Origin of the sequence: Streptomyces sp. NPDC006925, from assembly GCF_042869575.1 — a bacterium.
In the GTDB taxonomy this organism is placed as follows: Bacteria; Actinomycetota; Actinomycetes; order Streptomycetales; family Streptomycetaceae; genus Streptomyces.
Genome location: NZ_JBIAGB010000030.1, coordinates 65,479 through 83,668 on the forward strand (window position 1 = coordinate 65,479; position 18,190 = coordinate 83,668).

General features: G+C 71.5%; 18 protein-coding genes and 1 pseudogene. 9 read left to right on the forward strand and 10 right to left on the reverse strand.

Annotated elements, in window-relative coordinates; genetic code table 11:
- The first annotated feature begins 147 nt into the window (after positions 1-147).
- On the forward strand, positions 148-948 hold the full coding sequence (locus ACFYNS_RS28420; protein WP_360297994.1) for an HAD family acid phosphatase: 801 nt from the start codon (positions 148-150) through the stop codon (positions 946-948).
- Positions 949-1,036: 88 nt separating this feature from the next.
- Here ACFYNS_RS28420 and ACFYNS_RS28425 read toward each other — a convergent pair whose 3' ends face one another.
- Both ACFYNS_RS28425 and ACFYNS_RS28430 read right to left on the reverse strand, forming a co-directional pair.
- Entirely contained in the window at positions 1,037-1,315 is a 279-nt protein-coding gene (locus ACFYNS_RS28425; RefSeq protein WP_360297992.1) for a protealysin inhibitor emfourin, read from the reverse strand.
- A gap of 86 nt (positions 1,316-1,401) precedes the next feature.
- The gene (locus ACFYNS_RS28430) at positions 1,402-2,499 is read right to left on the reverse strand and encodes a M4 family metallopeptidase (protein WP_388605664.1); all 1,098 of its coding nucleotides are present in this window, start codon (positions 2,497-2,499) and stop codon (positions 1,402-1,404) included.
- Positions 2,500-2,869: 370 nt separating this feature from the next.
- Between ACFYNS_RS28430 and leuA the strand changes: the two genes are divergently transcribed.
- The 5 genes and pseudogenes from leuA (at position 2,870) to ACFYNS_RS28455 (ending at position 9,097) form a co-directional block, all read left to right on the forward strand.
- Complete coding sequence (leuA, locus tag ACFYNS_RS28435) at positions 2,870-4,663, forward strand: 2-isopropylmalate synthase (protein ID WP_360297987.1); 1,794 nt, start codon at positions 2,870-2,872, stop codon at positions 4,661-4,663.
- Between the two features lie 270 nt (positions 4,664-4,933).
- Positions 4,934-5,599 carry a TerB family tellurite resistance protein gene (locus ACFYNS_RS28440; protein WP_388605666.1) on the forward strand — a complete coding sequence of 222 codons (666 nt, stop codon included), beginning with the start codon at positions 4,934-4,936 and terminating at the stop codon, positions 5,597-5,599.
- Between the two features lie 130 nt (positions 5,600-5,729).
- Positions 5,730-7,151 (forward strand): glycoside hydrolase family 1 protein, encoded by a 1,422-nt coding sequence (locus ACFYNS_RS28445; RefSeq protein WP_388605668.1) that lies wholly within the window; start codon positions 5,730-5,732, stop codon positions 7,149-7,151.
- Between the two features lie 188 nt (positions 7,152-7,339).
- Positions 7,340-8,086, forward strand: a pseudogene (gene recO / locus ACFYNS_RS28450) (DNA repair protein RecO); the annotation flags it as partial.
- Between the two features lie 171 nt (positions 8,087-8,257).
- A complete protein-coding gene (locus tag ACFYNS_RS28455) occupies positions 8,258-9,097 on the forward strand; it encodes an isoprenyl transferase (RefSeq protein ID WP_360297979.1) in 840 nt (279 codons plus the stop codon).
- Between the two features lie 60 nt (positions 9,098-9,157).
- Here the strand turns inward: ACFYNS_RS28455 and ACFYNS_RS28460 are convergent, their stop codons facing one another.
- The gene (locus ACFYNS_RS28460; protein WP_388605682.1) at positions 9,158-9,469 is read right to left on the reverse strand and encodes a DUF4190 domain-containing protein; all 312 of its coding nucleotides are present in this window, start codon (positions 9,467-9,469) and stop codon (positions 9,158-9,160) included.
- The gene (locus ACFYNS_RS28465; RefSeq protein WP_388605684.1) at positions 9,466-9,645 is read right to left on the reverse strand and encodes a hypothetical protein; all 180 of its coding nucleotides are present in this window, start codon (positions 9,643-9,645) and stop codon (positions 9,466-9,468) included. The genes ACFYNS_RS28460 and ACFYNS_RS28465 overlap by 4 nt, the downstream gene beginning before the upstream one ends.
- A 123-nt stretch (positions 9,646-9,768) precedes the next feature.
- Between ACFYNS_RS28465 and ACFYNS_RS28470 the strand changes: the two genes are divergently transcribed.
- Positions 9,769-10,422 (forward strand): TetR family transcriptional regulator, encoded by a 654-nt coding sequence (locus ACFYNS_RS28470; RefSeq protein WP_388605670.1) that lies wholly within the window; start codon positions 9,769-9,771, stop codon positions 10,420-10,422.
- A gap of 6 nt (positions 10,423-10,428) precedes the next feature.
- Here ACFYNS_RS28470 and ACFYNS_RS28475 read toward each other — a convergent pair whose 3' ends face one another.
- Positions 10,429-11,184, reverse strand: a complete 756-nt coding sequence (locus ACFYNS_RS28475; protein ID WP_360297973.1) for an ABC transporter permease — start codon at positions 11,182-11,184, stop codon at positions 10,429-10,431.
- The gene (locus ACFYNS_RS28480) at positions 11,177-12,118 is read right to left on the reverse strand and encodes an ATP-binding cassette domain-containing protein (RefSeq protein ID WP_388605672.1); all 942 of its coding nucleotides are present in this window, start codon (positions 12,116-12,118) and stop codon (positions 11,177-11,179) included. Before ACFYNS_RS28480 ends, ACFYNS_RS28475 begins: the two co-directional genes overlap by 8 nt.
- A gap of 135 nt (positions 12,119-12,253) precedes the next feature.
- Between ACFYNS_RS28480 and ACFYNS_RS28485 the strand changes: the two genes are divergently transcribed.
- A complete protein-coding gene (locus ACFYNS_RS28485; RefSeq protein WP_360297969.1) occupies positions 12,254-13,045 on the forward strand; it encodes a TetR/AcrR family transcriptional regulator in 792 nt (263 codons plus the stop codon).
- 139 nt (positions 13,046-13,184) lie between these two features.
- Here the strand turns inward: ACFYNS_RS28485 and ACFYNS_RS28490 are convergent, their stop codons facing one another.
- The 4 genes from ACFYNS_RS28490 to ACFYNS_RS28505 form a co-directional block, all read right to left on the reverse strand.
- Positions 13,185-13,598, reverse strand: a complete 414-nt coding sequence (locus ACFYNS_RS28490; RefSeq protein WP_360297967.1) for a transcriptional repressor — start codon at positions 13,596-13,598, stop codon at positions 13,185-13,187.
- Positions 13,599-13,706: 108 nt separating this feature from the next.
- Positions 13,707-14,636, reverse strand: a complete 930-nt coding sequence (locus tag ACFYNS_RS28495) for a metal ABC transporter permease (RefSeq protein WP_360297964.1) — start codon at positions 14,634-14,636, stop codon at positions 13,707-13,709.
- Positions 14,633-15,433, reverse strand: a complete 801-nt coding sequence (locus ACFYNS_RS28500) for a metal ABC transporter ATP-binding protein (protein WP_388605674.1) — start codon at positions 15,431-15,433, stop codon at positions 14,633-14,635. The genes ACFYNS_RS28495 and ACFYNS_RS28500 overlap by 4 nt, the downstream gene beginning before the upstream one ends.
- A gap of 11 nt (positions 15,434-15,444) precedes the next feature.
- Complete coding sequence (locus tag ACFYNS_RS28505) at positions 15,445-16,449, reverse strand: metal ABC transporter substrate-binding protein (RefSeq protein WP_388605675.1); 1,005 nt, start codon at positions 16,447-16,449, stop codon at positions 15,445-15,447.
- Between the two features lie 207 nt (positions 16,450-16,656).
- On the opposite strand from ACFYNS_RS28505, the gene ACFYNS_RS28510 reads away from it, so the two are divergent.
- The gene (locus tag ACFYNS_RS28510; protein ID WP_360294676.1) at positions 16,657-18,039 is read left to right on the forward strand and encodes a glycine--tRNA ligase; all 1,383 of its coding nucleotides are present in this window, start codon (positions 16,657-16,659) and stop codon (positions 18,037-18,039) included.
- Positions 18,040-18,190: the final 151 nt, after the last annotated feature.

Genomic DNA, 18,190 nt, shown 5'->3' on the forward strand with positions numbered 1-18,190 from the left:
GGAGCGGTCCGCTGCGGAGGTTTCGCTCCGGTGCCGGGGGCAGGTTTTGCGAAGCATTGAATCTTCGCGCGTAGATGGGGCGCCGGGCGCACTGCTACGTTCCCCGAGTTCTCATGCCCCTGCCAACTCGCCGCGAGGAGCCGTGCAATGCCCCGACCTCTCCGTTCCGTTCTGCCGCTCGTGGCCGTCGCCGCCGTCGCCGGCACGGCCTTCTTCGGCGTCGGCCAGGCCACGGCCGAACACGCCGTGCCCAGGACCGACAAGGAGATCCCCAACCTCGACCAGGTGAAGACGAAGATCGAGGCGTACTACGGCGACATCGAGACCCCGGACGGCGAGCACTACGCCTCGCCCCACAGCAACTACGCGAAGCAGACCCGCCGCATCGCCGCGAAGGCCCGCAAGGACCTCACCCGGGACCTGCGCCGGTACGACGGGCACGGATCACGGCACGGCTCCGACGACAAGCCGGCCCTCGTCGTCGACGTGGACGACACCACCCTGCTCACCTACAACTTCGAGCGGCGGATCGGCTACCACTACACACCGCAGGCGCAGGACGACTATCTGCGGACCACGGACATGGACCCGGTCTTCGGCATGCGCAAGCTCGTCAACTGGGCGCATGACAAGGGCATCACCGTCTTCCTGGTGACCGGACGCAAGGAGTACCAGCGCGACTGGAGCGTCCGGAACCTCAAGAAGGTCGGCTACCGCACCCCGGTCGACAAGAGGCACTTCTTCCTCAAGGACGAGGAGAACCCGCCGCCCTACCTCAAGTGCGGCAGCGAGTGCACGACGATCGAGTACAAGTCGGGCACCCGCAAGCACATCGAGGCGCAGGGCTACGACATCCTCGCCAACTTCGGCGACCAGTACAGCGACCTCAAGGGCGGACACTCCGGCCGCACGGTCAAGATGCCCAACCCCATGTACTACCTGCCCTGACGGGACCGGTACCTGCCCTGACGGGACCCGGCCCGCGCGGAGCCGGAGCCCGGGCAGGGGCGGCCGGGCCCGGGCGGGACCGCACCGCTCACGCGCCCTCCCTGAGCACCTTTCTCACCAGTGCCGACTGCGCCTCGGTGAGCTTGGGGTCGGCGAAGTGAGCGGAGGCGGCCGACTGGTCGGTCGCCACATCGACCTCGTAGTGGAACCCGTCGGGCACGCCCGTCGGCGCCTCGCTGAGGCCCTCGCGCACCGCCTGGTCGGCGAGTTGCGCGAGTTCCTCGGCGTCGGGCCGGTCGGCGGTCTCGACGGTGGCCCGACGGGTGAGCCCGGCGAAGCCGCCTGTGCGGATGACAGTGATACGCATGGCTCCATCCTCCCCGCCCGGCGGCCGCACGGTAAGGGCCGGACGGGCGGGTTCGGGCGGACGGGGTCAGCCGGCTGCCGCCGCGGTCACTCTGTCGTCACACCCACCTCGGACCAGCACTTGCGCACCGCCTCGTGCTCGTCGCTGCCGTCGCCGTAGCGGGCCGAGGCGGCCTCGGCGGTCGCCGTGGCGAACCCGGCGAAGTCGGTGTCCGGCTGCAGCGAACCACCCGTGAGGGTGTCGTACCAGATCTGACCCGCGCGCTCCCAGGCGTTGCCGCCCAGGTCCACGGCGAGCCGGTAGAAGGCGTGGTTGGGGATGCCGGAGTTGATGTGCACCCCGCCGTTGTCCGCGCCGGTGGAGACGTAGTCCTCCATCGTCGCCGGCTGCGGGTCCTTGCCGAGCACATCGTCGTCGTAGGCCGTGCCGGGCGCCTTCATGGAGCGCAGCGCCGCGCCCTCCACCCGGTCGGTGAACAGCCCGGAGCCGATCAGCCAGTCGGCCTCCTGCGCGCTCTGGGCCAGACTGTGCTGCTTGATCAGGGCGCCGAAGACATCGGAGACCGACTCGTTGAGCGCCCCGGACTGACCGTAGTACTCCAGGTTGGCGCTGTACTGCGTCACGCCGTGGGTCAGCTCGTGCCCGATGACGTCCACCGGCAGGGTGAAGTCGCGGAAGATCTCGCCGTCTCCGTCGCCGAAGACCATGCGCTCGCCGTCCCAGAACGCGTTGGCGTACTCCTCGCCGTAGTGCACCGTCGCGTCCAGGGGCAGTCCGGCGCCGTCGATGGAGTAGCGGTCGTAGACGCTCAGATAGAGTTCGAAGGTGGCGCCCAGGCCGGCGTAGGCCCGGTTGACCGAGGCGTCCTGGACGGGCTCGCTGCCCTCGGCGCGGACCACCTCGCCCGGCAGCCGCTCCTTGTTGTCCGCGTCGGAGATGGTCCGCTGCGGGGTGCGCTCGGCGGGGTCGATGTCCGGTGCGACCGGTGCCCCCGCGAGCAGACCGTGACGCACAGTGGTGATCTGGCGTCGGGTTCGCTGGGTCGCGTCCTGCTCCAGAGTGCGCCGCGCGGGCCGGGAGAGCAGGTCGTCGCTGTTCCTGGACACCTGGTCGAGGAGGTGCGGGGGCACGATCGTGCAGAAGACGGGGTGGGTCTGCGATGAGTGCGCGCGAGGTGCGTTCATACAGAGCAATGTGGCACTGAGTCACCGGCCTGTCACCGGTTGCGGCGATGATTCGCACAAAACGGTGTTGAACGCGGCGCCGCTTCCTCCGGGTTCGCCCGGTGCGCCGCCCGGCCACGCACCCGTCCGGGCCGCCGGGCGGACGCGCCCCGCGGCCGTGTTCCGGCGGCTCCCGTCCGCATCCCGCATGCTGATACGCCCCACGGATACCGTGCGGTCCTCGGTTATGCTGCCGACATCATGCGTTTCGGGCTGCTTCTTCTTAGCTGCCGCGGCGAGGGTCTGTAGCCACCGCAAGGCCGACCCCCTCCCCGCGGAGTTCAGTGCTGTCGTCGGTCTTCGAGCAGTCACCTCACAGGAGCCTGTACGTATGACACCCCAGCAGCAGGACCGGTCCGCCCGCTCGACGCAGGCCCCCGTCGGCCGCGCGACCCCCCTCACCGCCGCCACCACGCGTCAGCGGCCCTCGGGAATGCCGTTCCACCGGTACGGCAGGTACGAGGCCGTCGACCTGCCCGACCGCACCTGGCCCGGCAACCGGATCACCGCGGCGCCCCGCTGGCTCTCGACCGACCTGCGGGACGGCAACCAGGCGCTGATCGACCCGATGTCCCCCGCCCGCAAGCGCGAGATGTTCGACCTGCTGGTGCGGATGGGCTACAAGGAGATCGAGGTCGGCTTCCCCTCCTCGGGCCAGACCGACTTCGACTTCGTGCGCTCCATCATCGAGGAGGACGCGATCCCCGAGGACGTGACGATCTCCGTCCTCACCCAGGCCCGGGAAGAGCTGATCGAGCGGACGGTGGAGTCCCTCAAGGGCGCCCACCACGCCACGGTGCACCTGTACAACGCGACGGCCCCGGTCTTCCGCGAGGTCGTCTTCCGCGGCACCCGCGACCAGGTCAGGCAGATCGCCGTGGACGGCACCCGGCTGGTGGTGGAGTACGCCGAGAAGCTGCTGGACGAGCGCACCGTCTTCGGCTACCAGTACAGCCCGGAGATCTTCACCGACACCGAGCTGGACTTCGCGCTGGAGGTCTGCGAGAGCGTCATGGACGTGTGGCAGCCCGAGGACGGCCGCGAGATCATCCTCAACCTGCCCGCTACCGTCGAGCGCTCCACCCCCAGTACCCACGCCGACCGCTTCGAGTGGATGGGGCGGCACCTCTCCCGCCGCGAGCACGTCTGCCTGTCGGTGCACCCGCACAACGACCGCGGCACCGCCGTGGCCGCCGCCGAGCTGGCCGTGATGGCGGGCGCCGACCGCGTCGAGGGCTGCCTGTTCGGGCAGGGCGAGCGCACCGGGAACGTCGACCTGGTCACGCTGGGGATGAACCTGTTCAGCCAGGGAGTCGACCCGATGATCGACTTCTCGCAGATCGACGAGATCCGGCGCACCTACGAGTACTGCAACCAGATGGAGGTCCACCCGCGCCACCCGTACGTGGGCGACCTGGTCTACACCTCCTTCTCCGGCTCCCACCAGGACGCCATCAAGAAGGGCTTCGACGCCATGGAGGCCCGGGCGGCCGAGGCGGGCCGGCCGGTGGAGGACGTCGAGTGGGCCGTCCCCTACCTGCCCATCGACCCCAAGGACGTGGGCCGCTCCTACGAGGCCGTCATCCGCGTCAACTCGCAGTCCGGCAAGGGCGGTATCGCCTATGTCCTCAAGGGCGAGCACAGCCTGGACCTGCCCCGCCGGATGCAGGTGGAGTTCTCCAGGATCATCCAGGAGAAGACCGACGCGGACGGCGGCGAGATCACGCCCGCCGCCATCTGGGAGATCTTCCAGGACGAGTACCTGCCGACCCCCGGGAAGAGCTGGGGCCGCATCGCGCTGCGCGGTGCGCAGACCTCCACCACCAGCGACGGCGCCGACGCGCTCACGGTGGAGGCCGTCGTCGACGGGGCGCCCGTGACGCTGAGCGGCACCGGCAACGGCCCGCTGGCGGCCTTCTTCGACGCGCTGCACGCCGTCGACGTGGACGTGCGGCTGCTCGACTACGTGGAGCACACCATGAGCGAGGGCGTCGGCGCCCAGGCCGCCGCCTACATCGAGTGCGCCATCGGCGGGCAGGTCCTGTGGGGCGTGGGCATCGACGCGAACATCGTGCGGGCCTCCATCAAGGCCGCCGTCTCGGCCGTGAACCGCGCCGCCAGGTGACGCGGGGGCCCGGGGTGACCCGGGCCGAGCGCTGATACCCGGGTCGGAGCCGCGCAGAGCCCGGCCCGGGGCCCGGCACCCGGGATCAGCCGAGCCCGGCACCCGCCCGGCCCGGCACCCGCACCGCCCCGGAACGCGCCGCCGCGAGCCGGAGGCACCTGACACCCGGAGGGACCGAAATCCCTCCGGGGGGTGTCTCCGGCCCCCCGGCTGTGGTTAATATCACGTCACCCGGCGACGTTGCCGAATCGTGATGGAGGTGCGAGGCCCATGCGCCAACGACCCTTCCGAGTATGCCTGGCAGGGGTCCGCACGAGCTGGCGCACCCTCGACGACGGCGACTTCTTCTGCCCCGGCTGCGGCGGAGACCGCCGCTACCGCAGGCGCAGCGGGCGGCGCAGATTCGTCGTCCTCAATGTTCCGCTGATCCCACGGGGTGCGGCCGGACCGGTCGTCGAATGCGTCGCCTGCCGCGGCCATTTCGGCCCCGAAGCGCTCGAGCGGCCCACCACGGCGCGGCTCGCCGCCATGCTGCGCGAGGCGGTGCACAGCGTGGCGCTCGCCGTGCTGGCCGCGGGCGGCTCGGACGCGCGTGCCGCCCGCGAGACGGCCGCGGAGACCGTGCGGGCCGCCGGCTTCCCCGGCTGCGCCGAGGAGGAGCTGACCGCGCTGCTCGCCGCCGTCACCGCGGAGAGCAGGCAGCGCGGCCGGAGCATCTCCCTGGAGATCGAACTGCACGAGGTGCTCGCGCCGCTCACCCCGCATCTGGCCGTGCCCGGCCGCGAGAGCCTGCTGCTCCAGGGCGCACGGATCGCGCTCGCCGACGGCATGTACTGCTCGGCGGAGCGCGAGGTGCTCGCCACCGTCGGGCGGGCGCTGCGGATCGGAGCCGACGACGTGGACCGGCTGCTGCTCCAGGCCCGCACCCCCTCCTGACCGGCCGGCACCTGCCGCGGGGCCGGTGCCCCGGGCTCCGGTGGCCCGTCGGGGCTCCCCATGGCGTCGGTCAACGGCGTTGCTACGCACGGGTATTGACGCGGCGGGCGCCCGCTGATGGGCTCCCGGGATGACGAGTCATCAGCCGCTGCCGGTCTTCCCCGACGGATTCCTGTGGGGCGTGTCGACCTCCGCCTTCCAGATCGAGGGCGCGCTCGACGAGGACGGGCGCGGCCCCTCCGCCTGGGACGCCTTCGTCCGGCAGGAGGGCCGGATCAAGGACGGCAGCGACGCCTCGGTCACCACCGACCACTACCATCGCTGGCCCGAGGACGTGGCACTGCTGCGCGAACTCGGCGTCGGCGCCTACCGGTTCTCGGTCTCCTGGCCCCGCGTCCTGCCCTCCGGTGCCGGCCGGGTCAACGGGCCCGGACTCGACTTCTACGACCGGCTCGTCGACGCCCTGTGCGAGGCCGGCATCCAGCCCGTACCGACGCTCTTCCACTGGGACACCCCGCTCGCACTGGAGGAGCGAGGCGGCTGGCTGCGGCGCGACACCGCGCAGCGGTTCGCCGACTACGCCGACACGGTCGCCGCCCGGCTCGGGGACCGCGTCGCGCACTGGATCACGTTGAACGAGCCCGCCGAGCTGACACTGCTGGGCTACGGCCTCGGCGCGCACGCGCCCGGCGAGCGGCTGCTGTTCGACGCGCTGCCGGTCGCGCACCACCAACTGCTCGGCCATGGGCTGGCGGTGCGGGCGCTGCGAGCGCGCGGCGTCCCCTCCATCGGCATCGCCAACTCGCACGGCCCGGTGCGGCCGCGGACGGACAGCGCGGCGGACGCCGAAGCCGCGGACCTCTACGACACCCTGACCAACCGGCTGTTCGCCGATCCGCTGCTGCTGGGCCGCTATCCGGACGAGGGACTGGCCGCGCTGCTGCCGGGCCCGGTCGATGAGGATCTGAAGGCCGTCAGTGAGCCCCTCGACCGGTACGGCGTCAACTACTACCAGCCCACCCTGGTCGGCGCCCCCGGGATGCGGCCCGCAGCGGACGGCGGATCCTCGGGCGGCGGGCCCGCGGGCGGTGGCTTCGCGGGCGTCGGGATACCCGCCGAACTCCCCTTCACCCTGCACGAGCTGCCGGGGAGGGAGCGCACCGGATTCGGCTGGGCGGTCGTCCCCGAGGGGCTCCCGGAGACGCTGCACATCCTCCGGGACCGGTACGGCGACCGGCTGCCCCCGGTCCTGGTCACCGAGAACGGCTGCTCCTACCCGGACCGCACCCGCGACGCGCGCCGCATCGCCTTCCACGACGCCCATCTGCGCGCCCTGCACCGGGGGATCGGCGAGGGCCTCGACGTCCGCGGCTACTTCGTCTGGTCGCTGCTGGACAACTTCGAGTGGGCCGAGGGCTGTGCGCAGCGCTTCGGCCTGGTCCACGTGGACTACCCGATGTGCGAGCGCACCCCGAAGGACTCCTTCCACTGGTTCCGCCGCGCCCTGCGCGAGCAGCGTGGCGAGCAGCGCACCGGCCCGCCCGCGCGGTGACCCGCCGCTCCCGGCGGAGCACAGCCGGGGTGGAAGGCGACCGGTGCGAGCCCTCGGTGCGCGTGCGCGCGCACTCGGTGACCGCCGCCTACCACGCGTCGGGCCTCATCACCCCGGGAGCGGCCGGCTGACACCGGGGTGCGGGACAATGCCCGCATGTGCTGCATCCGGAACGCGTCGGTGATCGCGTGAGCCTCTTCCGTGACGACGGCATCGTCCTGCGCACCCAGAAGCTGGGCGAGGCCGACCGCATCATCACGCTGCTCACCCGCGGCCACGGGCGGGTGCGGGCCGTGGCGCGGGGGGTGCGGCGGACGAAGTCGAAGTTCGGAGCCCGGCTGGAGCCGTTCTGCCATGTCGACGTGCAGTTCTTCGCACGGGGCAGCGAGCTGGTGGGCAGGGGTCTGCCGCTGTGCACGCAGACGGAGACGATCGCCCCGTACGGTCAGGGCATCGTGGCGGACTACGACCGCTACACCGCCGGTACGGCCATGCTGGAGACCGCCGAGCGGTTCACCGACCACGAGGGCGAGCCGAACGTGCAGCAGTACCTGCTGCTGGTCGGCGGCCTGCGGACGCTGGCGTCGGGTGAGCACGGGCCGGGGCTGGTGCTGGACGCCTTCCTGCTGCGCTCCCTGGCGATGGGCGGCTACGCGCCCAGCTTCGCGGACTGCGCCAAGTGCGGTCTGCCCGGTCCGAACCGGTTCTTCTCCGTCGCGTCCGGCGGTGTGGTGTGCGCGGACTGCCGGGTGCCGGGCAGCGTGGTGCCCTCCCCGGAGGCGCTGCGGCTGCTGGGCGCGCTGCTGACCGGCGACTGGGAGACGGCGGACGCCGCGGAGCACCGGCACCGCCGGGAGGGCTCGGGGCTGGTCTCGGCGTACCTGCACTGGCACCTGGAGCGCGGGCTGCGCTCCCTGCGGTACATCAGGCAGGCGTCCAGCGGGCAGGACCTGCCGGCCGGGTCCGGGGGGCTGCGTCCGGCCGGGTCCGCGGGGCTGCCGCGTCCGGCCGGATCCGCGGGGACCGGGCCGGACGGCGGCCCGGGGAGCGGTTAGGCTCGGGCGGTCAGACTGTCCCCCTGTCCCGCCCGCTGGAGATGAGTACCGATGGCACGCCGCGGAATGCTGCCCTGGTCGCAGCAGCGCGAGTACGAGGCGCCCGAGCCGCACCCCTCGGGTGCCCGGCCGCCCAAGATCCCGGGCGAGCTGGTCCCGAACCATGTGGCGGTCGTCATGGACGGCAACGGCCGGTGGGCCAAGCAGCGGGGGCTGCCGCGCACGGAGGGTCACAAGGTCGGTGAGGGCGTCGTCATGGACGTGCTCAAGGGGTGCATCGAGATGGGTGTGAAGAACCTGTCGCTGTACGCCTTCTCGACCGAGAACTGGAAGCGCTCGCCCGAAGAGGTGCGCTTCCTGATGAACTTCAACCGGGACGTGATCCGTCGGCGCCGCGACGAGATGGACGCGCTGGGCATCCGTATCCGCTGGGTGGGCCGGATGCCCAAGCTGTGGAAGTCCGTCGTCCAGGAACTCCAGGTCGCCCAGGAGCAGACCGAGGACAACGACGCGATGACGCTCTACTTCTGCGTCAACTACGGCGGCCGTGCCGAGATCGCGGACGCGGCGCGGGCCGTCGCCGAGGAGGTGGCGGCGGGGCGGCTGGATCCGGCCAAGATCAGCGAGAAGACGTTCGCCAAGTACCTGTACTACGGCGACATGCCGGACGTGGACCTGTTCCTGCGCCCCTCGGGCGAGCAGCGCACCTCCAACTACCTGATCTGGCAGAGCGCCTACGCGGAGATGGTCTACCAGGACGTGCTGTGGCCGGACTTCGACCGGCGCGACCTGTGGGACGCCTGCCTCCAGTACGCCCGGCGCGACCGCCGCTTCGGCGGTGCGCGGGACGAGCGGAGCGGGAGCGGCGAGCAGGGCACCGCCGCCGGTTGACGCCCGCGGGCGGTCGGCGGGCAGCGGTGCCGCGGCCGCCGGGCGGCCGCGGCGTTCCGGTCAGCCGGTGAAGTTCCAGGAGACGGTGCCGTTCGCGGTCATCAGCACCGCCAGCACGAGCAGATCGGCGGCGCCGAGGGCGGTGCCCAGCAGCGCGCGTCCCCGGCGGGTGGTGCCGCGGGCCAGGGCCAGTCCGCCCAGGACCAGCGCGCAGGGGCCGAGGACGACGTTGAAGACCAGCAGTCCGACCAGGCCCATGACGAACGAGGCCACGGCCATGTCGTCGGTGTCGCCCAGCCGGGTGCGGCCCTTGCGCAGCGGCGTGGTGAGCGGGCGGTGGTTCTCGGTGGCGTCGGCGGTGGTCACGGTCAGCTCCTCTGCCGGTGGCGGCGGATGCGCTCGCGGGCGGTGAAGACGAGCAGCCAGGCGGCGATCACCGCGGCTGCCGGGACGGTCACCTCGGGCGGGAGTTGGGCCGGTGGGCCCACCAGGACTCCCAGCAGGAGGAACGCGGCGACCAGGAAGATCATCTGTCCTTCCCTCCCCATGCGTCGGGTTGTCGGCGGTCGTCGGGTGCGTGCGATGTTCAGTGAACAGCTGTGGTGACAACTGTTCACTGAGTTGGAGACTACAGCATTGCGGCGTTCGGCGCACAACTGTTTACTGAAACCATGAGCAGCAGCACCCCTCACTCGCAGCGGGACCTCCAGAAGGCCCGGACCCGCCGCGCACTCCTGGACGCGGGCCTGGCGCTGCTGGAGGAGCAGAGCCTCAGCAGCATCGGACTGCGGGAGATCACCCGTGCCGTGGGCATCTCGCCCGCCGCCTTCTACCGGCACTTCCGCGACGTGGCCGACCTGGGGGTCGCCCTGGTGGAGGAGTCGCTGGGCAGCCTGCACACGGTGATACGGGCCGGGCTGACCGAGCGCAGCGACGACGGCGAGCGCATCGACCACCTCGTCGACGCCATCGCCCGCTTCGTGCGCGAACACCCCGAGCACATCCGCTTCGTGGTGCGCGAGCGGCACGGCGGGGTGGCTGCCGTGCGGACCGCCATCGGCGCCCAACTCGACCGGTTCGCGCAGGAGGTGGCCGAGGTGCTCGCCCGCGACGAGGTCTCCCGGGGCTGGAGCCCGGAGGATCTGCGGATGCTGGGCGAGACCTACGTCGACCACATGGTGATGACCGCCTCCGCCTTCCTGGAGGCCGCACTGGGCGAGGGGCCGCCGGAGGGCGTCGTCGCGGGGACCGCGCGCCGCCAGCTCCGTCTCATCAGTCTGGGCCGCCGCCACTGGACCTCCGACCCGGCGGTCTCCGCCTCGTAGCCGAGGTCAGCCGGTGCGCCGGCGGAACAGCATCGCGCACAGCGGCAGTGCCACCGCCAGCAGTCCCAGGCACCACGCGAGCGCCAGCCAGGGGCTGTTGCCGGTGGGCTGGTCCAGCAGCAGGCCGCGCAGGGACTCGATCACGGGGGTCACCGGCTGGTTGTCGGCGAAGCCGTGCAGCCAGCCCGGCATGGTGTCGATGGGGACGAATGCGCTGCTGGGGTAGGGCAGGAAGAGCATCCCGAAGGTGAACCCGCTCGCGGCCTCCGGGGTCCTGGCCAGCAGACCGGCCGCCGCGCCGAGCCAGGAGAGCGCGGTGAGGTAGAGCAGCAGAATGCCGCAGGCCGCCAGCCAGTCGGCCGCCCCCGCCCGGGGCCGGAATCCGATCGCGAACGCCACGGCCAGCACGGCCGCCGTGGCCGCCGCGTTGCGTGCCACGCTCGCCGCGACGTGGCCGCTCAGTACGGCGGTGGGGCTGGTGTCCATCGAGCGGAAGCGGTCGATGATGCCGCCGGTCATGTCGTCGGAGACGGTGGTCGCCGTCATCGAGGCGCCGTATCCCGCGCACAGGATCAGCACCCCGGGCGCCACGTACGTCACATATTTCCCGGTGCTCGTCTCGATGGCACCGCCGAAGAAATAGACAAACACCAGCATCAGCAGCACCGGCAGCACCAATGCCGTGATCACGGCGTCCGGGTTGCGCCGGGTCAGCCGGACGCCCCGCCCGGCCAGCACGGTGTAGGCGGCGAGATCACTCATGGGTCAGCTCCAGGAAGACGTCGTCCAGGGTGGCGCTGTGCAGCGAGAAGTGCGCGACCTGCTCGCGCCTGGGGTCCAACTCGTCCAGCAGCGACCGGACATGCGCGGCGCTGCCGTCAGTCGCCACGCCCAGCACCAGCTCCTCGGGGGCCTGGTGCAGCGCGCGCCCGCCGAGTCGTCCGGCCAGCTCCGCATAGGCCGACCGACCAGTCATGGTCATGTCGAGCCGCTGGGCTGCGACCGTCTTCTTCAGCTCCTCGGGAGTGCCCTCCGCCCGCACCCGGCCGCCGTCCAGTACTGCGACGTGGTCGGCCAGTCGGTCGGCCTCCTCCAGATACTGCGTGGTGAGGAAGACGGTCACGCCCGCCCGGGTCAGCGAGCCGACCGTCTCCCACATCGTGCGGCGGCTCCGCGGGTCGAGTCCCGTCGTCGGCTCGTCCAGGAAGACCACCTGCGGATCGACGACAAGCCCGGCCGCGATGTCCAGCCTGCGCCGCATCCCGCCCGAGTAGGTCGACACGCGCCGTCGGCCGGCCTCGGTCAGGGCGAACCGCTCCAGCAGCTCCGTGGCGCGGTTGCGGGCCGCTGACCGCGAGTGGCCGCGCAGGCGCGCCATCATGCGCAGGTTCTCCTCGCCCGTCTGCTCCTCGTCCAGCGCCGCGTACTGCCCGGTGAGGCTGATGGCGCGGCGTACCCGGGACCGTGCGGCGGTCACGTCGTGCCCGGCCACGACGGCCTGCCCCGCGTCGGCGCGGGTGAGTGTCGCCAGGATCCGGACGGTGGTGGTCTTGCCCGCCCCATTCGGTCCCAGCAGTGCGAAGACACTGCCGCGCCGCACCCGCAGGTCGAGCCCCGCGAGTACCTGGACGGAGCCGTACGCCTTGCTCAGCCCGCGCGTCTCGATCGCCCAATCCGCTTCTGCCGCTGGGTGCATGGCACTTCCCCCCTCATCGTGTGTATCCGATACACGAACCTGTGTATCTCATAAACCTTACTGCGTATGCTATACACGAACCGGGTGTGCGACGGCAACCCCGAAGGGTCGAGAGGAAGGGTGGAGAGGCGGGAGATGGCGAAGCGGGAGCAGGGGCCGGCACCGGACGGCCTGCCGGCCGGTGTGGCCGCCGCCTGGGGGCTGCGGGAGCGGCCCGGCAGAGGCCCGGCGCGCGGACTGGACGTGCGGCGGATCGTCGCCGCCGCGATCGGCGTCGCCGACGCCGAGGGGCTCGCCGCGCTCTCGATGAGCCGCGTCGCCGCCGAGGTCGGCGTCTCGACCATGGCGCTCTACCGCTATGTCGCAGGCAAGGACGACCTGCTGATCCTCATGGAGGACGCGGCGATCGGCACCCCGCCGCCGGGACCGGAGCCCTCGCCGGAGGGCTGGCGGGCCGGACTGGAGCACTGGGCCCGCGCCTACCGCGACGTCCTGCTGAGCCACCTGTGGATCGTCCGGATCCCCATCGGTACCCCGCCGCTGTCCCCGCACGGCGTGGAGTGGATGGAGCAGGCGCTCGCCCACCTGCGGGGCACCGGGCTGGACGCCGAGCGGAAGCTGGGTGCGCTGATCACGCTGAGCGGTTACATCCGCAGCAGCGTTGCCCTCCTCGCGGACATCGCGGAGGCGAGTCGGCAGCAGGGCTCGGGCTGGGAGGACGCGGAGCGCCGCTACTGGCGCCTGTTGAGCGAACTCACCGCAACCGGCGGGTTCCCTGCCGTCCGCGAGCTGCTGGCCTCCGGCGAGGTGCACGAGACCGCCCCCGGTGACACCGAGGGCACGGCGGACTTCGCCTACGGCCTGGGCATCGTGCTGGACGGAGTCGGCGCCAGGATCGCCGACTGTGCGCCCGGCGACGGAGGGTGACCGCGGGCCCGCGGAATGTTCTTGGCAGCTGCCGCGGCGGGCCGGTGATGCTCAGCGACGCGAACGGGGCCAGGGGGTGTTCTCCGCAGGTGCGGCGGCGGGCGTCCGCGGCTCCGTACCCGCGCCGGGCCCGCGGGGGCTATCCCGAGGCGGCGCAGTCCCCGCAGGTGCCGAAGATCTCCACGGTGTGCCCCACGTTCACGAAGCCGTGCTCGGCCGCGACGGAGGCAGCCCACTTCTCCACCACCGGGCCCTCGACCTCCACGGCCTTGCCGCAGGCGCGGCAGACCAGATGGTGGTGGTGGTCGTCGCTGTGGCACCGCCGGTAGACGGCCTCGCCTTCGTCCGTGCGCAGCACGTCCACCTCGCCCGCGTCGGCGAGGGACTGGAGGGTGCGGTAGACCGTGGTGAGCCCCACCGAGTCGCCGCGGTGCTTGAGCATGTCATGCAGTTCCTGCGCGCTGCGGAATTCCTCGACCTCGGCGAGTGCCGCCGAGACGGCGGCGCGCTGCCGGGTCGACCGGCCGCGTACGGGGGGACCTGCGGTGGTCACGCTCTGGCTCCTTAACGTTCGTCGGCTCCGGGGAGGCGCCGAGGCGGCTCCGGGTCGGCGCGGCGTTCGCGGCCCCCCATTGTGCCAGGCGCCCCCGGTGGGCGGGTATTACACCCTGCGCGGGCGATCCACCGGCCCGGTGCCGCCGTCTGCCTGCGCGCTCCCGTCCGCTACCAGAGTGCCCTCTTCCTCCCCTCCGGCGACAGCCCCGCCCCCGCTGCGGAACCTGCGCCGCGCCAGGGGCGCGGCCAGCGCGGTGACGATGCCGAAGAGCAGGATCGCCAGGACGACGATGCTCGCCCCGGGCGGCACGTCGGCGAAGTAGGAGGTCACCGTGCCCGACAGGGTGACGGCGACGCCGAAGCCCACGGCCAGTCCCAGCGTGGCGGCGAAGCCGCGGGTGGCCTGCTGCGCTGCGGCGACCGGGATCACCATCAGTGCGCTGACCAGGAGCAGCCCGACCACCCGCATCGCCACCGTGACGGTGACCGCGGCCGTGACGGCCAGCAGCAGGTTCAGCAGCCGCACCGGCAGTCCGGTCACCCGGGCGAACTCCTCGTCCTGGCAGACGGCGAACAGTTGTCGCCGCAGCCCGAGGGAGACGAGCAGCACGAAGGCGGACAGCCCCACGATGGCGACCAGGTCCTCGGCGGAGACGGTGGTGATGGAGCCGAAGAGGTAGGTGGTGAGGTTCGCGTTGGAGCCGTTCGGCGACAGGTTGATGATCATGACGCCGCCCGCCATGCCGCCGTAGAACAGCATCGCCAGCGCGACGTCGCCCCGCGCCTTGCCGTACCAGCGGATCAGCTCCATCGAGATCGCGCCGAGCGAGGCGACCAGCACCGCCATCCACACCGGATTGGTGCTCAACAGGAAGCCGAGTGCGACACCGGTGAGTGCGACATGGCCGATCCCGTCGCCCATGATCGCCTGGCGGCGCTGGACGAGGTAGATCCCCACGGCGGGTGCCGCGATGCCGACCAGCAGCGCGGCCAGCAGCGCGCGCTGCATGAACGCGAAGCCGAGCATCTCGATCATGAGAGGAATCCCGTTCCGATCTTGGACGTCGGCTCGGCGGCCGACGCGGAGTCGTGCGGATGGCAGGCCGGGTCGTGCAGTGTGGCGGGGTCCGCCACCCGCTCGACCACGCCGTCCCGCAGGACCACGGCACGGTCGATCAGCGGGGCGAGCGGGCCGAGTTCGTGCAGGACGAGCAGGACGGAGGTGCCCTGCTCCACCTGCCGGCGCAGGGTCTCGGCCAGCACGTCCTGGCTGGTGACATCCACCCCGGCCAGCGGCTCGTCCATGATCAGCAGTTCGGGTTCGGCGGCCAGCGCCCGGGCGATCAGTACCCGCTGGTGCTGCCCCCCGGAGAGCGCGTCGACCGGGTCCCGCATCCGGTCCGCCATGCCGACGAGTTCGAGGGCGTGCCGCACCGCGGCCTTGTCCTCGCGGCTCAGCGGGCGGAAGCGCCGCCGGGCCAGCCGGCCGGCCGAGACGACCTCCCGCACGGTGGCCGGTACCCCGGCCGCCGCCGTGGAGCGCTGCGGTACGTATCCCAGGCGCCGCCAGCCCCGGAACCGGGCGGCCGGGGTGCCGAACAGCTCCAGTTCACCGCCGGTGAGCGGGACCTGCCCCAGCACGGCGCGGACGGTGGTGGACTTGCCCGAGCCGTTGGCTCCCAGGAGCGCGACGGTCTCGCCGCGCTCCACGGTCAGCCCCACGCCGCGCAGCACGGGCCGTCCGCCCAGCGAGGCAGTGGCTTCGCGCAGTGCGACAGCGGGTGCTCCGTCGGCAGTGGCGGCGCCGTCCCGGGCCGCGGTCGTCCTCGTCATGCCTCACGCCCTCACTGCGCGCCGAGCGCGGTCTCGAGTGCGGTCAGATTCTGGTGCATCACCGAGAAGTAGTCCTGCTTCTTGGGGTCCTTCACGCTCTCCAGCGGGCTGAGCACCGAGGTCTTCAGCCGGAGGTCGTCCGCCAGCGTCCTGGCGGTCTTGTCGCTGGCGTTGTTCTCGAAGAAGACGGTGTCCACGTCCTCCTTCTTCGCGATCTTGTGCAGCTTCTTCATCCGGGCCCCGCTGGGCTCCGCCTCCGGGTTGATGCCGGCGACCGCCGCCTGACGCAGCCCGTACCGCTCCGCGAGGTAGCCGAAGGCGGCGTGCGTGGTGATGAAGGTGTCGGATTTCCGGTCCCGGAGGCCGTCCTCGAAGTCCCCGTCGAGGGTCTTGAGGCGGGAGACGAGGTCCGCGGTGTTCTTCTTGTAGTCGTCCTCGTGGTCGGGGTCGGCCTTCTGGAGCTGCTTGCCGACCCCCTTGGCGACCTCGGCGTAGCGCACCGGGTCGAGCCAGATGTGCGGGTCGCCCGCGGTGTCGTGGTCGTGGCCCGCGTGCTCGTCGTGGCCGTCCTCGCCGTGTTCCCCGTGCTCGTGGTCCCCGTGCTCGTCGTGGCCCTCCTCGCCGTGCACGTCGGTGCCGTGGTCCTCCAGGGTGGTGAAGGAGGAGGCCTCGGCCAGATTCTTGACGCCCGACTGCTCGACGGCCTCGTCGACCGCGGGCTGGAGCCCCTTGAGGTAGACGATCAGGTCCATCTCGCTGAGCTTCCCGGTCTGCTTGGGGCTCAGCTCCAGGTCGTGCGGCTCGGTGCCGGGCTTGGTCAGGTTGCTGACCTCGACGTGGTCGCCGCCGATCTGCTGCGCGAGGTATGCCATGGGGTAGAAGGACGCGGCCACCTGCACCTTCCCGCTGTCGCCGCTGTCGCTGCCGCAGGCGGCGAAGGTGAGGGAGGTGAGCCCGAGGGCGCTCAGGGCTGCGCTGGTACGTATGAGCCGACGGGGGCGGTGGCCGATGTTCATGACACTCATTTTCATCGAAACTGGAAACGATTGTCAACTAAAGCTTTGCGCTCCGTGATCACGGTGCGCTGCCGGAAGGGATCTTCCGGGGCGGTCCCGATGACTCCGGACAAGAGGTCCCGATGCGAGCCGGAACCGATTTGCCGCGCCCCCTACGGCCCCCAGTAATCTGAGGTATTCCGTCTCGCCGTCAATGAAGAGAGCACCGTGGCCGCCGACAAGATCGACACAATTGTCAGCCTCAGCAAGCGCCGTGGCTTCGTCTACCCGTGCAGTGAGATCTACGGCGGTCAGCGTGCCGCCTGGGACTACGGGCCGCTGGGCGTGGAGCTGAAGGAGAACATCAAGCGTCAGTGGTGGCGCTCCATGGTCACCTCCCGCGACGACGTGGTGGGCATCGACTCGTCGGTGATTCTGGCCCCCGAGGTCTGGGAGGCGTCGGGCCATGTCTCCACCTTCACCGATCCGCTCACCGAATGCACCTCGTGCCACAAGCGCTACCGCGCCGACCACCTGATCGAGGCGTACGAGGCCAAGCACGGCCGCGAGCCGGAGAACGGCCTGGCCGACATCAACTGCCCGCACTGCGGCAACAAGGGCGGCTTCACCGAGCCCAAGCAGTTCTCCGGGCTGCTCTCCACCCACCTGGGCCCCACCCAGGACTCCGGCTCGGTCACCTACCTGCGTCCCGAGACCGCGCAGGGCATCTTCACCAACTTCGCGAACGTCCAGCAGACCTCGCGCAAGAAGCCGCCGTTCGGCATCGCGCAGACGGGCAAGTCCTTCCGGAACGAGATCACACCGGGCAACTTCATCTTCCGCACCCGCGAGTTCGAGCAGATGGAGATGGAGTTCTTCGTCAAGCCGGGCGAGGACGAGGAGTGGCACCAGTACTGGATGGACCAGCGCTGGGCCTGGTACCGGGACCTCGGCATCCGCGAGGAGAACATCCGCTGGTACGACCACCCGAAGGAGAAGCTCTCCCACTACTCGAAGCGCACCGCCGACATCGAGTACCGCTTCAACTTCGGCGGCAGCGAGTTCTCCGAGCTGGAGGGCGTCGCCAACCGCACCGACTTCGACCTCACGGCCCACTCCAAGGCGTCCGGCCAGGACCTGTCGTACTTCGACCAGGAGGCCGGCGAGCGCTGGGTCCCGTACGTCATCGAGCCGGCCGCCGGTGTCAACCGCGCGATGCTCGCCTTCATGCTGGACGCCTACATCGAGGACGAGGCGCCCAACGCCAAGGGCAAGATGGAGAAGCGCACCGTGATGCGCCTCGACCCCCGGCTCTCCCCGGTCAAGGTCGCCGTGCTGCCGCTCTCCCGGAACGAGCAGCTCTCTCCCAAGGCCCGCGGCCTGTCCGAGACGCTGCGCAAGCACTGGAACATCGACTTCGACGACGCGGGCGCCATCGGCCGCCGCTACCGCCGCCAGGACGAGATCGGCACCCCGTTCTGCGTCACCGTCGACTTCGACACCCTCGACGACAATGCCGTCACGGTGCGTGAGCGCGACACCATGAAGCAGGAGCGCGTCTCCCTCGACCAGATCGAGGGCTACCTGGCCGGCCGCCTCCTCGGCTGCTGACCGCCGCACTCCGTGTCCGCCGTGGCCCCGCCCCCCCCCCCCGGGGGGCGGGGCCCCGCGCGGGCCCCCCCCCCGGGGCCCCCCGCGGGGGGGGGCCCCCCCCCGCCCCCCCACCCCCCCCCCCCCCCGGGCCCCCCCCCCCCCCCCCACC